Source organism: Veillonella parvula (assembly GCF_032575955.1).
Lineage (GTDB): Bacteria > Bacillota > Negativicutes > Veillonellales > Veillonellaceae > Veillonella > Veillonella parvula_J.
In genome coordinates this window covers 31,773-45,986 of sequence record NZ_JAWFXN010000009.1, presented here as the reverse complement: position 1 = coordinate 45,986, position 14,214 = coordinate 31,773, and the positions used below count along the sequence as shown (strand labels likewise).

Annotated in this window: 13 protein-coding genes and 1 other RNA gene; 13 read left to right on the top strand and 1 reads right to left on the bottom strand. The window is 40.8% G+C overall.

Features of this window, described 5'->3' with window-relative positions; translation table 11 throughout:
- Window positions 1–32: 32 nt before the first annotated feature.
- The 9 genes from ffs to E7L28_RS07905 all read left to right on the top strand — a co-directional run bounded on the left by ffs (window position 33) and on the right by E7L28_RS07905 (window position 9,978).
- Window positions 33–132, top strand: an RNA gene (gene ffs / locus E7L28_RS07945) — signal recognition particle sRNA small type.
- 109 nt (window positions 133–241) lie between these two features.
- Window positions 242–2,929, top strand: a complete 2,688-nt coding sequence (gene dnaX / locus E7L28_RS07940) for a DNA polymerase III subunit gamma/tau (RefSeq protein ID WP_316604076.1) — start codon at window positions 242–244, stop codon at window positions 2,927–2,929.
- A 141-nt stretch (window positions 2,930–3,070) separates the two neighbouring features.
- The gene (locus tag E7L28_RS07935) at window positions 3,071–3,400 is read left to right on the top strand and encodes a YbaB/EbfC family nucleoid-associated protein (protein ID WP_008714816.1); all 330 of its coding nucleotides are present in this window, start codon (window positions 3,071–3,073) and stop codon (window positions 3,398–3,400) included.
- On the top strand, window positions 3,401–3,997 hold the full coding sequence (gene recR / locus E7L28_RS07930; protein ID WP_004694915.1) for a recombination mediator RecR: 597 nt from the start codon (window positions 3,401–3,403) through the stop codon (window positions 3,995–3,997).
- Between the two features lie 4 nt (window positions 3,998–4,001).
- The gene (locus E7L28_RS07925; RefSeq protein ID WP_008714821.1) at window positions 4,002–4,253 is read left to right on the top strand and encodes a hypothetical protein; all 252 of its coding nucleotides are present in this window, start codon (window positions 4,002–4,004) and stop codon (window positions 4,251–4,253) included.
- A 12-nt stretch (window positions 4,254–4,265) separates the two neighbouring features.
- Window positions 4,266–6,854 (top strand): 3'-5' exonuclease, encoded by a 2,589-nt coding sequence (locus E7L28_RS07920; protein WP_316604077.1) that lies wholly within the window; start codon window positions 4,266–4,268, stop codon window positions 6,852–6,854.
- A complete protein-coding gene (locus E7L28_RS07915) occupies window positions 6,854–7,972 on the top strand; it encodes an RluA family pseudouridine synthase (protein ID WP_012864862.1) in 1,119 nt (372 codons plus the stop codon). The genes E7L28_RS07920 and E7L28_RS07915 overlap by 1 nt, the downstream gene beginning before the upstream one ends.
- Before the next feature lie 260 nt (window positions 7,973–8,232).
- Window positions 8,233–9,357: a cation diffusion facilitator family transporter gene (locus E7L28_RS07910; protein WP_195394744.1), complete on the top strand. Its 1,125-nt coding sequence runs from the start codon at window positions 8,233–8,235 to the stop codon at window positions 9,355–9,357.
- A gap of 48 nt (window positions 9,358–9,405) precedes the next feature.
- A complete protein-coding gene (locus E7L28_RS07905; RefSeq protein WP_008714829.1) occupies window positions 9,406–9,978 on the top strand; it encodes an immunity protein YezG family protein in 573 nt (190 codons plus the stop codon).
- A 33-nt stretch (window positions 9,979–10,011) separates the two neighbouring features.
- Here the strand turns inward: E7L28_RS07905 and E7L28_RS07900 are convergent, their stop codons facing one another.
- Window positions 10,012–11,454, bottom strand: a complete 1,443-nt coding sequence (locus tag E7L28_RS07900; RefSeq protein ID WP_004694928.1) for an amino acid permease — start codon at window positions 11,452–11,454, stop codon at window positions 10,012–10,014.
- Between the two features lie 282 nt (window positions 11,455–11,736).
- On the opposite strand from E7L28_RS07900, the gene E7L28_RS07895 reads away from it, so the two are divergent.
- The 4 genes from E7L28_RS07895 to E7L28_RS07880 all read left to right on the top strand — a co-directional run bounded on the left by E7L28_RS07895 (window position 11,737) and on the right by E7L28_RS07880 (window position 14,147).
- Entirely contained in the window at window positions 11,737–12,144 is a 408-nt protein-coding gene (locus E7L28_RS07895; protein WP_287508097.1) for an SRPBCC family protein, read from the top strand.
- A 66-nt stretch (window positions 12,145–12,210) separates the two neighbouring features.
- A complete protein-coding gene (locus tag E7L28_RS07890; protein WP_316604079.1) occupies window positions 12,211–12,600 on the top strand; it encodes a MarR family winged helix-turn-helix transcriptional regulator in 390 nt (129 codons plus the stop codon).
- A 35-nt stretch (window positions 12,601–12,635) separates the two neighbouring features.
- Window positions 12,636–13,148: a pyridoxamine 5'-phosphate oxidase family protein gene (locus E7L28_RS07885; protein ID WP_008714833.1), complete on the top strand. Its 513-nt coding sequence runs from the start codon at window positions 12,636–12,638 to the stop codon at window positions 13,146–13,148.
- A 237-nt stretch (window positions 13,149–13,385) separates the two neighbouring features.
- Window positions 13,386–14,147 (top strand): hypothetical protein, encoded by a 762-nt coding sequence (locus E7L28_RS07880; RefSeq protein WP_316604080.1) that lies wholly within the window; start codon window positions 13,386–13,388, stop codon window positions 14,145–14,147.
- Window positions 14,148–14,214: the final 67 nt, after the last annotated feature.

Sequence of the window (14,214 nt, the reverse complement as noted above, 5' to 3'; positions counted from 1 at the left end):
AATATTTATATTGCAATATTGGATCATGGCAGTTCTCGGGCCTGTGCAATGGGGGCCTGTGAATCGTGTCAGGACTGAGAGGTAGCAGCACTAAGCGGTAACCTTCATGTGCCACGGGGAACCCGGGGGCTGTCGTGATCGAGTATTGCAAGGCGGCCTATAGGGCCGCTTTTTTTATGTCTAATTTTCCTGAATATGGTATAATAAAGTATTGTAAGTTTCGGAAAAAGGGGGTGTTCCAATGGCATATATTGCGCTATATCGTAAGTATCGTCCGCAGACATTTACCGATGTAGTCGGTCAGCATCAGGTGTCTGATACATTGATGCGCGCTATCCGGGAGGATAAGGTAGCTCATGCCTATTTATTTGCCGGCCCGCGGGGGACTGGTAAGACGAGCATGGCGAAGATTTTTGCGCGCGCTATCAACTGCGAGCATGGCCCAACGGATCACCCTTGTAATGAGTGTAGTGCTTGTAGATCGATTTTGAGTGGCCAGTCCATGGATGTCCTTGAAATCGATGCCGCATCTAATCGCGGTATCGATGAGGTGCGTGCTCTTCGTGAAAGCGTCAAATTTATGCCTGTTGAAGGGCGTAAAAAGGTGTTCATCATCGATGAAGCCCACATGCTCACTACAGAGGCGTGGAATGCGCTTTTAAAAACCATAGAAGAACCTCCTGCTCATGTGATGTTTATCTTTGCCACTACAGAAATTGAAAAATTGCCTGTTACTATCGTGTCTCGTTGTCAGCGTTACACTTTTAGACGCATTACTTCTGATGACATCGCACAACGGTTATCTTACGTAGCAGAAAAAGAAGGCTTTGGTCTTGATTCTGCGGCGGCTCAGCTCATCGCTGTTCATGCAGACGGTGGTTTGCGTGATGCCTTGAGTATTCTAGACCAATGTGCAGGTATGGCAACGGGCTCTATTACACCGCAAGTGGTGGAAGAGTTAATCGGTCTTGTAAGTAAGGAATGGATCATTCATTTCTTAGATGCTTTGCGCAACGGAGATGGCCCGAAAGTATTATCCTACGTTCATGATGCATTGGCAGAAGGTCGCGATGCGACGCAAATTATGGAAGCCCTCATTCAACATGTGCGTGCCTTGCTCGTTGGTAAGGTGGCTCCTGATGCGGATGAGCTCAAGGTATACGATGCCTTTAAGGATGAGTTTTTAGCTCAGGCCAATACTGTTGATTTCAATGAACTTAACCAATATGTGCGCAGTGCTCAATCCATCATGAATGATGCGAAACAAGTGGACAACCCACGAACCATCATTGAAATGGGCCTACTCGTGCTTTGTGCTAAATTAGGTTCTGTTGATGAAAGCTTAGAAGACCGTGTATATGCACTAGAAAGTGCCGAGAGATCTGAACGAAACGATTTATTGAACCGCATGGCTCAATTAGAGCAACGAGGCCCCGTAGCAGCTCCAACAACATATGGTGCTAATGCATTTGTACCACCACAAGGTGGCTATGCGAATAGTTTTGTATCTGTTGATACTACTGTAACTACACAGGATGCTCCAATGAGCAGCACTCAAAATACTACTATTGATGCAGTGCCACAATCAAGTGGTGTGGGGATGACACCGCCTCCTATGAATGGGGTAGGTATGACGCCTCCACCGATGGGAGCACCAGGTAGTACACCTCCTCCGATGAATGGAGTGGGCATGGCTCCGCCACCGATGGGCGGGGTTGGCATGGCGCCACCGCCAAATAATGGGGACACGGATTCCCGAAAACCTACAAGAAACCAAGCTAAAGGTCGTGCTAAAAAAGGTGTTAGTACACAGGCCATCATTAGTGAACAAATCTTGTCTGCTCAAGAGTATCGCAATGTACAATCCAATGTGATTAAATACTTGAAGGATAGCAATCGCAATATGACCTCTACCGTTATCGGTCAAGGTCAACTTGTATATGTAGACCAAAGCAAGGCGGTCATGGCCTTTAAAAATACATTGCATCTCAATGTGATGACTAATGAAGTGAACTTGGCTGAAGCAGCTGATGCTTTCACTTATACACTGGGCTATGCGGTACACGTAGAAATCGTAGATGCCCTCACGCAAGTTTATAAAGACTATAAAAAGGCTGCTGGTAGTACCACACAACGCCAAGTAAAAGCATCCCAACGACCACAAGAACCGATGGTTGACGTAAAGACGACCTCCGGTGCGGAACCGACACAAATGGATTTGACCAATGATCCGCAAGAGAGTAAGCCTGATTCTGCGGCTGTGGACGCGGCTAAGGCTGCGGCGATGGCATTCTTAGCTAAGAAAACCGGCGATGCTGTTGCAAATACAGTAGTTAGTGATAATGCGAATACAACTACAATAGCTGCATCAGAAACTGCATTAGGAGCTAGCGTAGAAACAGAGCCAGCATCCGGTGGAGATGTGCCGATTACATCTTTTGATGGCAGTCCATCTAATCAGGTTTCTGATGGTGAAATTCCTATTGAGTCTCTAGCGGGTTCTATTGAAGGGGATGATATTCCGGTTCATTCCTTTGATGATGTACCTGTAGATGATATGGAGGGTTCTTATGTATCATCCTTAGATGATATGCCACCACATCCATTAGATAGTGTGACTGTTATCAGCGAGGATGGCGAAGTGTTAGAGCGCCCTATGGATAGTGGTGCACATATCGAGGTGGAAGCTGTCCCAAAGTCTGATGGGGGTGAACCTCGTGAGGTAACCCCACAGCAAGGTGATGGAAATGGTATGCTTTCACCAGCACCTATTGAAATAGAGGCTATCGATAGCGTTACGGTGGCTCGTGAATACGCATGGGATCCAGCGCATATGACCGAAGAGGAACGAAACAATCCTTTATTGGCAGAAACATTAGAAAAACTATCTGAAGACCATGACATCATAGTCGAGGTCATCGAAGAATAGATAAAAAAGTAATTGTTATATAATAACCTTTGACTTTCGGGCTATTAGGTTACACATATGTTATAAACCTATGTCATATAGTATTAATGATATGGACTTAGAATATTAGTATAGGACGATGTCCTAAAAGGAGGAAATACAATGTTTGGTAAAGGTATGGGCAATATGACTGGCATGATGAAAAAAGTTCAAAAAATGCAAGCAGATATGAAGAAAATGCAAGAAGAGTTAAAAACTCGTACTGTAGAAGCTTCTGTAGGTGGCGGTGCTGTAACCGTTGTGATGAACGGCGAAAAAATCATCGAATCCTTGAAATTGAATCCTACAGCTGTTGATCCTGAAGATGTGGAAATGTTAGAGGATCTCGTAATGGCTGCGGTAAACGAAGCTAGCAAAAAAGTAGACGACCTCTTGGCTCAAGAAATGGGCAAAGTGACTGGTGGTCTAAACTTGCCAACAGGTTTATTCTAAATGACAAACGCTTTAGAACGGCTCGTAGAACAGCTGCGCCGCTTGCCTGGCATCGGTTCTAAGTCGGCTAGACGCTTGGCGTACCATTTGGTAGAAATGCCGAAGGAAGAGGTGGACCGCCTCGTGGAAACCATTGTAGAAGCGAAGGGGGCTACGCGTCACTGTTCTATTTGCTTTAACTTATCAGCTCAAGATCCTTGTGAATTCTGTAGCAATCCAAATCGTGATCAAACGACGATTATGGTTGTTGAAACATCTCGTGATGTGATTGCTATCGAGCGCAGTGGTGATTATAAGGGCTTGTATCATGTATTGGAAGGTGCCTTGTCCCCTATGGAGGGCATTGGTGCTGACGATATTCGCGTAAAAGAATTGATTGCACGCCTTCGCGATGGCGTTGTACAAGAGGTTATCCTCGCGACAGATCCAGATGTCGAAGGGGAAGCAACAGCTCTGTATTTGGCGCGCTTATTAAGTCCAAGTGGCATCAAGGTAACGCGCATTGCCCGCGGTGTTCCTGTGGGGGGCGATATCGAATATGCCGATGAATTAACGCTAGGCGGTGCCGTAGTGAACCGTCAAGAAATGAAAGGATAGTAGTATGGGAGCTTTATTAGCATCACCGATTATATCGGCGGTTATTTCCATTGCTGTAGCCTACATTGCTTTCAAGGTAGCATTTTTCACCATTAAACGGGTGGCTATGAATGTTGTGATTGGTGGCTTAACCTACTGGGTATGTGTTCATGTACTTGAGATTCCAATGGATATTGGAGTTGGTATTTGGGCATTAACAGCAATTTTAGGTCCTATTCCTATGGTTTTAGCTGCTATATATTACGGCATTAAATAACAGGAGGTTTTTATGCTTATCAATCGTGAACAACAACGCGTTATTGATGAAGTGGAACAGAATATCCTCTTGTTAGCGTCCGCTGGGACGGGAAAAACGAATACACTTGCTTATCGGGTGGCTCATCTCATCGAGGGTGGCTATGCGAAGGCGGAGAATATCTTGTGCATGACCTTTACGAACAAGGCCGCAAATGAGATGAAAGGCCGCATTCAATCGCTCGTAGGCAGTCCTGCAAAGGCTGTGGAGGTTAGTACATTCCACAGCTTTTGCTTTTTCATTCTCCAACAAGAGGGAAAGCGCAACGAAAGCTTGTACACAGATGTGACCATCTTTGACGAAGAAGACTGCAAGGAACTCTCTGAACCGTACCGTCCTGGTAAATTGCGAGAAATGTCCTTTGCTAATGTTATCGCTATGGTGAAAGAATATCGCTCTTTATATGGCTTTTATTCTGATGATCTCGTAGGTGACTACAAGCGGACAATCGAACGCTTGCAGAAGGAGCAGCGTGAAGCCATTGAGCAGCAATTCTCCAGCTTTGGCAATGTCCTCTATAGTGAACTCAATGATTTCTTGAACCATGGTCACGAATGGATTGCTGCGTATGATGAAAGCTTAGCTTCCGTGCACGGTCTAGATTTTACAGACCTCATCTGCGGTGTTCATCGCCTATTCCAAGACCCTGTAGTTCGTGAATGCTGGCGCAGTCGTTACAGCTATATCTCTGTAGATGAAATGCAAGATACAGGCGTACTAGAGTACAAGGTTCTAGAAATGCTGTGGGAAGGTAATCACGTACTTTTGTGTGGCGACTATTTTCAAACCATATACGAATGGCGTGGCTCCGATCCGTTCCGCTTGCTGAAGCAATTTGATGCGGATTTCAAGCCCTTGAAAATCATCTTTTATGAAAACTATCGTTCTAATTGGACGCTCTTTACGATGGCTTTCAAGACCTTGCAAAATATGTTCCCTGACCTAGTTGGGTCTATCTACACGGAATTGCCTCGTGCCAATAGTGAAAGCAAGGGCAAACCTGTTCTCATTAAAGGCTGTAGAAATAGCTACCTTGAGGGTCGATATATCTACGAAGCTATCTGTGCATTACCGAAGGATGCTAATATCGGCGTTCTCGTGAGGGATAATAAAAAGGCACAGCAGCTAAGTGATTCTTTTGAACGTCTTAACGGCGAACGATCTGAAGAGGAACGCCGTCACTTCATGATTATCGACGAGTTTAAATTCTTTAGACGTCAAGAAATTAAAGATGTTATGGCTTACTTCAAGTTGTTGATGAATCCTAATGATTCTGTCAGTGCGAAACGAATTATTAAGCGCTATGTTGCTGGTATTGGTGACGCTCGTATTGCTGCGATTGAAAGCCCTGAGACGCGCCAAGTAGGTTTAAAATTGACGGACTTTATGGATATGCCTATCTTTGAGGCGGAGCCTTATGCAAAGCTTGTCAGTGGATTAGAGCAGCACGAAGTAGTTGTTTATGACGTGGAGAGCACCGGCACGGATACGTCTCAAGACCGCATCATTCAAATTGCGGCAATCCGCATCGATGAACATGGACAGGTCTTAGAGACCTTTGAACGCTTTATCAATCCTGGTGTACCTGTTGGTCAATCTGAAGAGGTACACGGCTTCTCCGATGCGTATTTACAAGAGCACGGCGAAGAGCCAGCTATAGTGTTACAAGCCTTTAAGGAATTCTCTAAGAATGCTATTATTGTAGGTCACAATGTAAACTATGATGTAAGCATTTTTACGAACGAATTGGCGCGTCATAACTTAGGTAATCCCGAGTTCAAGGCTATCTACGATACCCTCGATATCTACCGTCGTTTCTATCCTAATTTACCAAATCATAAATTGGGCTTCCTAGCATCTAAGTTCCCTATACACCATGAGCCAACACATAATGCAATGGACGATATATTAGCCACTGCACAGCTTTTAATCTATGCGGTGAAAGAAAATATCGTGCCTACTACAACGGGACGTATGGTAGCTATTAACAAATATAAGGCAGCTTTCACTAATATCGCATCTCAAATGGCGACGTTGCGTAGAAAAGCCTATACGGAGATGCCAACGAAATTATTGGCGTACATCATGAATCAAATGGGAGTTCTAGAATACTACAAATCTCATGGAGAAGCGGCTAAAGTAGAGCATATACGCGATTTATATCGTATCATGGAAAAATTAGATGCGGCTTATGAAGGGCCAGCAGGATTAGCGCGGTTAAATCAAATCTTGCAGCTCGCAGCTCTCACGGCGGGCGAGCCCGCACAACAGGTGCGAAACGAAGACCGCATTCCTATCATTACCATTCACCAAGCAAAGGGCAGTGAGTTCGATTACGTATTTTTAGCAGGACTCAACGAAGGTACGTTCCCAAGTCCTTTTGCCCTTGCAGAAGGTCGTGATGATGAAGAAAAGCGCTTGTTCTATGTGGCCATCACTCGACCTAAACAAGAATTGACCATTACCTTTGAACAGACAAATATAAGAGGTCGAGCTGTTCAACCAAGCTCGCTACTCAACTATATGCCACGAGATCCTGAACTCGTAGAAAGGAGATACTGATGGCGCGAAAAACACATCGTCCTGATGATATTCTGTGGACCGTGACCGCTGTAGATATAGACGCTGTGCTTAGTCAGAAATATGCAAAACAAAATTTGTCTAATAACGGTCGAGACGTATTTAGTAGCAGTCGAGGTATATCGAGTAGCAATCAAGACATGTCAAGTGGTGATCTAGAACATACTGGCGAAGCATGTGATATTTCACTCGGTGAAGTGTTAGATACTAAATATCCTCGAAAGTCCTTAGTTAAACTCTTTGAAGAGAAATTAATCCACATTAATGGGCATAAGGCTACACCAAAGGATGCAATCTCCGTAGACGATGAGATCTGGATTGCTATGGCTAAAGAGAAGATTGACCACGATCCAATTGAAATGGACTTATCCGTTTTATACGAAGACGAGGATCTTTTTATTGTGGATAAGCCAAGTGGTGTGACGGTGAACTCTAAAGATCGACTATCTCTTGCCAATGGTGTGGCGCACTATTTTAAAGAACATGGTATCAAGCGAAAGGTACGTTTCTTGAACCGTTTAGATCGAGATACGACGGGCTGTATTGTCATTGCAAAAAGCGGTCTAGCTCAAAGTCTTTATCAACAACAAATGGATGATAACACCTTTGAAAAGTGGTATATGGCTACTGTAGAAGGCATTGTAGAAGCTGATGAGGATACTTTAGTATTCCCTATGGAACGCAGTGCTGATGGTATTCATTACGAAGTAAATGCAAAGGGCAAAGAGACTCGCACAGATTTTTCCGTCCTATGTAGACATTCTTCCCAGCCTGTGGATAACTCTGTGAATAAGTCTGAAAATTCTGTGGATATAGGACTAAAAAATGTGGATATAGAATTAGTAGATGTGGATAAAAATAATCTAAATGTGGACAAAACTGTGTATAAGTCCAATAAATGTGGATATACTGAGGTTTTAGTTCGTTTGTACACAGGGAAAACACATCAAATTCGAGTAGCTTTCAGCCATATAGGGCACCCTCTTGTAGGAGATACCTTATACGGTGCACAACCTACGGGACAGCCATTCCAATTGCGCGCTCAAAAGGTAGTATTTACACACATTCGCACAGGAGAGCATATTACGGTTATGGCATAATCTGATCTGGTTAACTCGTTACGTAATACAAAATACTAGTTTGTTAGTCATAAGTTTGTACTATACATTGTGAAGTCACAATACATCAAAATTCCTAATTGAGAAATGAGAATTATTGATAATTCAGTAAAATCAATAAGTTTAAAAATATTTTTCAAGAAAAATAATGACAAATGATAATCGATAAGCTATAATATAAATAGGAGCAAATCGATATAGTTCAATTTAAGAACTATAAATCAGAATGTAAGAGGTGTAGTATGATTTTACAAGATAATGGTGCAGCACGTAATCGGGGGATTACGCTTGCCAGTATAAAAGGCATTATAGGTAATGTCGTTCTCGTTATTTTTAAAATGATTGTGGGCCTTGCGTCTAATTCTATCGCCATCATCCTTGATGCAGTAAATAACTTAACAGATGTATTGTCCTCTGTATTAACTATTGTGGGTACGAAATTAGCCGCCAAAGGGGCTGATAAGGAGCATCCATTTGGTCATGGTCGTATAGAATATATGACTACTATGGCCATAGCTTTCATCATTCTCGGTGCAGGTATTGGATCCCTTAAGGAATCTGTGGATAAAATTATCCACCCTGAGGTATCTACATTTGATATTCCAGGTCTTGTTATCATCGCTGTTGCCATCGTGGTGAAAGTAGTGATGGGCCGTTACATCAAGGCACAAGGAGAAAAATATAAATCCGATGCGCTCGTAGCATCTGGTATAGATGCCCTTTTTGATGCGGTGATTACCTTTGCTACATTGGTATCTGCAGGCTTAGTATTTTTCTTTAACTTTGATATTCAAGGTTATGTGGGCGCTGTTATTTCTGTTTTGATTTTAAAAGCGGCGTATGATATTTTACGTGAAATGTATAACCATTTGCTCGGTGTTCGAGCAGATGATAATTTAATCCGTAATATTAAAGAAACTATCGCACAGCATCCGAATGTGGGTGGTGTATATGACTTGGTATTAAATAGCTATGGTCCGGGAGAAACAATTGGTTCCGTTCATATTTCTGTACCAGATTCTATGACAATGGCAGAAGTTCATCCATTAACAAAGGGCATTGCGGTTCATCTTTATAAAAAGTTTGGCATCAATATGACTGTTGGTGTATATGCTGAAAACAAACCAAGTGTAGAAGTACTTGAAATTAGAAAAGCTCTTGATCAAGTTATTAGTTTATATACACATGTAGTACAAGTACATGCCTTCTACGTACAAGAAGAAAAGAAGGTTATCTACTACGATATTATCTTTGACTTTGACGAAGAAGATCCACATAGTACATTAGAAAAAATCAAGGCAGAAATGCAAAAACGGTACCCTGACTATACACAATTCGCTATTGTGGATACGGATTTTAGCAACTAATTTAGTAAATTATAATTTGTGTTGATAAATTCTCTAAGGAGAGATGGAATGAAAAAAATTGCTCTTACCGCATTAGCTGTAATGGCGGTTGTTGGTATGTTCGCGGTTCAGCCTGCAGATGCAAAAAAGGTAGAACAAGATCCAGTAGTGGCACCTATTGATATGCCTATGAATGATGAAATTCAACAGGTTAATGGTGTGTCTAAATCAACAAATAAAGAAACACGACGTTTGTCTAATAATTTAGCAGAAGCTACAAAAGTGATGATTAAAAAGAATTGGAAGACCATTTATATTAAAGCTGTTCCTACGGGAGATAAGGATGCTGTACGCTTTTATTACAAAGATAATAGAGGTCAAGTATACAATGGCCAAGTCATTAGAAATACAGGTCTATCCAAGGGTAAATATATGGCCGGTTCTTTACATCAAACAGAGGCCTTGCAAGAATTAGTTAATCACTTGCAACAGAATGATCAAGAAGTACCATCCTCTATTGATATCATAATCACTCAAGAAGGCTATCGCATTAAGACTATCTTTAATTACAATGAAGATACAAGTAACTTACCAGCATATCTACAACAATATGAACAACAAAACTTCCCGTCAATGAAGTAAAAGAAAAGCTCGTGCATAGCACGAGCTTTTTTGTTAGATTACGTAATCATCGGAATCGTCTTTTTTAGGTTTTTTGTAAAGTTCTTTTACGCCTGCCATTTCGATGAGTTCTTCCCCAAGGGCATCTTCATCGTCCGTGTTAAGCATGGAGTAGAAGGCCCAAAGAATAATAAACCAAATTGGTGTGAACAAGAGGGCAATTCGCGTATCTTCGTTTAAGGCTAGAATGGCTAAAACGAAAACGAAGAACGCGAGGATAACGTAATTCATTACTGGGTATAGAGGCATTTTAAATTTAGACTGTGCCACTACATCAGGATTTTTTTTGCGATATTTGAGATGGCAAATAACCATCATGGCCCAAATAAAGATAAAGCAGAACGTAGAGATTGATGTAATCATAACGAATACTGCTTCAGGCATTACGTAGTTGAGTACAACCGTAATCAATAATACGGCTGCCGAGAAAATCGTTGCTTGGTATGGCACACTGCTGTGAGTCAAGCGGCGCATCGAACTCGGGGCGTGACCGCGTTTTGCCAAGGCGTAAATCATACGACCAGTACTGAAGATACCGGAGTTTGTAGCAGATGCTGCAGAGGTAAGAACAACGAAGTTTACGATACCTGCAGCGGCTGTAATACCAACGGCGGTAAATACAGCCACAAATGGACTTGCAGCAGGGTTAACGGCAGTCCAAGGGTAAATACTCATGATGATGGCTAAAGAGCCTACATAGAATAAAATAATACGCAATGGAATATTGTTTATGGCCATTGGAATAACCTTTTCAGGATCTTCTGTTTCGCCAGCCGTTAAACCTACGAGTTCTATGCCTGTGAAAGCAAATACAACCATTTGGAATGATAGGATAAAGCCCATCGTTCCATTCGGAAACCATCCTCCGTAATTCCACATATTACTAAAGGCGGCGACGCCAGCATCTGTAGTAAAACCTGTAACAATCATGATGATACCGATGATGATAAGAGAGATAATAGCGATTACCTTAATCAAGGCAAACCAGAATTCCATTTCGCCGAAATGTTTTACAGCTGTCAAGTTCATTAACAACAAGACGATTAAAACGAGTAAGGCGGGTATCCATTGGGGTAGCCACGGTATCCAGTACTGCATGTAGAGGCCTACGGCCGTTAAGTCTGCCATGGCTAGTGAAAGCCAGCAAAACCAGTATGTCCATCCCGTGATAAATGCTGCTCGATCCCCTAAGTAATCTTCTACAAAGTCGATAAAAGAGTGGTGGTTTAGGTTAGATAACAGTAATTCGCCTAGTGCTCTCATAATAAAGAAGCAAATAACACCTGTTATTAGGTAGGCGAATATAATGGATGGACCAGCCAAGTGAATGGCGCGGCCGGAGCCTAAGAATAAACCTGTACCAATAGCACCGCCGATAGCGAGCAACTGTACATGCCTGTTCTTAAGACCCCGTTTTAACTGATGAGTATCAGACATAATAAAGACCTCTTTTCTACAAACTATCTATAAACATAAAAAGCCATGGATAACCATAACTTTCATAATCTATAGAATCTATAAAACTATTTTCTTATAATACAGTATCTATTCTAAAAAGTCAAATGTATTTTTACAGTAGACAAAAGATGATATGATTTTCTGATAGAGTATATCCTTATATTGATAAAAGCAAAGAATATTCTTTTTTTATGAAGTTTATTGACGAATAATATAAAATAATTTATAATAAGTACACTTATAATAAAAGGAGGATATAAAATGGAATTTAGTTTTAGTTTGAAAATAAAAGCGGCAAAAGAAGCTGTGTGGACGTATTATGCGAATATCGAAAAATGGTATGACTGGGAAGAGGATCTAAAAAATATTACATTAAACGGTAAATTTGAGACCGGTTCATGTGGTACAATGGAGCTTGAAGGTATACCACCTATGGAATATCAACTTACTCTTGTAAAACCTTTTGAAGAGTTTTGGGATAAGACTGAAACTCCATTTGGTGCTATTCTTTTCGGACATCAAATAATTGATAATCATGACGGAAGTGTAAATGTAAAACACACTGTAAGCTTAGAAAGTGAAGATAAGCAACATTTAGAATTTTTAAGTCAAGTTTTTTCAGATGTTCCCCAATCTATATTTATTCTAAAAAACTGTTTAGAAAGATAAGGTGATTGCTGTTTGTTTACATCAAAATATAAAGACAATTCAGAAAAATCAACAGGATTATTGTTCATGAGGGTGTACAATAAATGGCATTTTACTATAAAACAAGCGTTAAAAGAGTTGAACTTAACACATCCTCAATTTGTTGTTTTAGCATCTCTTGCGTATCTATCACAACATGATAACGAAGTTACTCAAGTTATGATTTCAAAACTTTCAGGGATAGATGTTATGACGGTATCTCAAATATTGAGTTTATTGGAAAAACGTGGTTTTGTAGAGCGAAAAGAACACTCTAGAGATACACGTGCGAAAGCGGTTCTTTTAAATGAAAAGGGCAGTGCAATATTACAAAATGCAGTCCCATTAGTTGAACAAATTGATGAACTCTTTTTCGGAAAGCTGAAGAGTGATGAAGCTCAATTTAAACATCTTCTTGGCAGATTACATGAAGAGTAAGGTGTATTAATTTTCCGATTCTTGTGGAGGCTATTATGAGACGTCAAGATCGTATGGTTACAAATATAGATGAAATTAAGGGCATTTTAAATAGCACTCGCATCATTCACTTAGGTATGATGGATGGTGATTATCCTTACGTGGTACCTTTACATTTCGGTTATGAAATTGTAGATGATATACTCTACATCTATGTACATGGCTATCATGAGGGGAAGAAGTTTAATTTGATTAAAGTGAACCCCCATGTATTTATCGAAATTGACGGTAATGATGAGGCCCTCGTATCAGGTGGAGATATTCCTTGTAAATATAGCTCGGTTTATTCTAGTGTGATGGGCCGAGGAGAGGCTACCTACTTAGAGCGTGTTGATGAAAAGGCTCATGGTTTACAAGTGTTGATGAAGCATCAGACTGGTCGAGAATTTCCCTTTACTGATGCCATGGTAAACTCTGTGGGCGTCGTTCAAATTAAAGTTGTAGACTATACCGCAAAGAGACGAAGACAGCTTGAACAAGATATTATTATGCCTCCATTAACTAAATAATGACAAAACATCCTATTGAACTCTATTTTAATATAGCGTTTAGTAGGATGTTTTATTATGTATAACTAATAAGCATTAAAGCAGCTAATGGCTCATAACTATACTTTCACAATAGGAAAGATAAAAGTTTTATGAAGTAGCTAGGGCAACAGAATCGGCAGCATGTTTTTGATATAAATAAGAAAATATATCATTATATGTGTAAAGTATATATCAAGTTTTTATAAAGGAGAGATCATGAAGAAGCTTCTATTTAAGTCCGTTTTATCTGCTATGGCTGTAGGATTATTGTGTGCAGGATATGTTTCAGCTGATGTTGTTAATGATTCAATATCTACCGATAATGTTGGCGTTTCCGCTGCCGTTACATTTGATATGCCTAGAGTTCATCCTGATTCAGCAATCAAAGCATTACCAAGAAAGACTTTATTAGAGTGGCCTATGAAAACTCAAGAAGGGGCTCGTAATTGGAAAGGAATAGTAGAAGCTGCACAGCAACTGTCGTATGAGGTCAAGGCGCCTAGTTATATACCTTATGGTTATCAGCTTTATACAGCACGTCAAGATCGAAATGATGTATTAGAGGTTGTATATTACAAAAAAGGTGTGACTATCTATCGGGATGGGAAAAAATATATAGATAGCATTATGGCCTATAGAATGGGATATTCCTTGGATACTGTGAGAGACACACCATATGTGCCATCTGAGTACGGTGATCTTGAATGGTCTAAATCAGGTGATTCTGGTGAGGTTTATTATACAGGAAATCCTGAAACCCATATGGTTCGTAGCATTACGTGGGCGAAGGATGGCATGGCTTATTCTCTATTCTTCTTAGAACGGGTGAAAGAGGCTGATGCGGAATTCTATAAGGACCATGTGGTACCGTTGAAAAGTATTGATAGCTCTCGTTATGAACTAGTTGGTAACTATCTGACAACACCGATTAAACCTAAAACTATTGAAGAAATAAAAGAGGAACATGTAGTCCTATGAAAGCAAAGACTGGCGTGTTTTATTAAGATTACGTAGCACTATTAAAAGTCAGTGATCTGAGTTAAAA

What these genes read in the sequence shown, in the direction of transcription:
- dnaX (WP_316604076.1), top strand. Translation starts at nt 242, where the DNA reads ATGGCATATATTGCGCTATATCGTAAGTATCGTCCGCAGACATTTACC.
- E7L28_RS07935 (WP_008714816.1), top strand. Translation starts at nt 3,071, where the DNA reads ATGTTTGGTAAAGGTATGGGCAATATGACTGGCATGATGAAAAAAGTT.
- recR (WP_004694915.1), top strand. Translation starts at nt 3,401, where the DNA reads ATGACAAACGCTTTAGAACGGCTCGTAGAACAGCTGCGCCGCTTGCCT.
- E7L28_RS07925 (WP_008714821.1), top strand. Translation starts at nt 4,002, where the DNA reads ATGGGAGCTTTATTAGCATCACCGATTATATCGGCGGTTATTTCCATT.
- E7L28_RS07920 (WP_316604077.1), top strand. Translation starts at nt 4,266, where the DNA reads ATGCTTATCAATCGTGAACAACAACGCGTTATTGATGAAGTGGAACAG.
- E7L28_RS07915 (WP_012864862.1), top strand. Translation starts at nt 6,854, where the DNA reads ATGGCGCGAAAAACACATCGTCCTGATGATATTCTGTGGACCGTGACC.
- E7L28_RS07910 (WP_195394744.1), top strand. Translation starts at nt 8,233, where the DNA reads ATGATTTTACAAGATAATGGTGCAGCACGTAATCGGGGGATTACGCTT.
- E7L28_RS07905 (WP_008714829.1), top strand. Translation starts at nt 9,406, where the DNA reads ATGAAAAAAATTGCTCTTACCGCATTAGCTGTAATGGCGGTTGTTGGT.
- E7L28_RS07900 (WP_004694928.1), bottom strand. Translation starts at nt 11,454, where the DNA reads ATGTCTGATACTCATCAGTTAAAACGGGGTCTTAAGAACAGGCATGTA.
- E7L28_RS07895 (WP_287508097.1), top strand. Translation starts at nt 11,737, where the DNA reads ATGGAATTTAGTTTTAGTTTGAAAATAAAAGCGGCAAAAGAAGCTGTG.
- E7L28_RS07890 (WP_316604079.1), top strand. Translation starts at nt 12,211, where the DNA reads ATGAGGGTGTACAATAAATGGCATTTTACTATAAAACAAGCGTTAAAA.
- E7L28_RS07885 (WP_008714833.1), top strand. Translation starts at nt 12,636, where the DNA reads ATGAGACGTCAAGATCGTATGGTTACAAATATAGATGAAATTAAGGGC.
- E7L28_RS07880 (WP_316604080.1), top strand. Translation starts at nt 13,386, where the DNA reads ATGAAGAAGCTTCTATTTAAGTCCGTTTTATCTGCTATGGCTGTAGGA.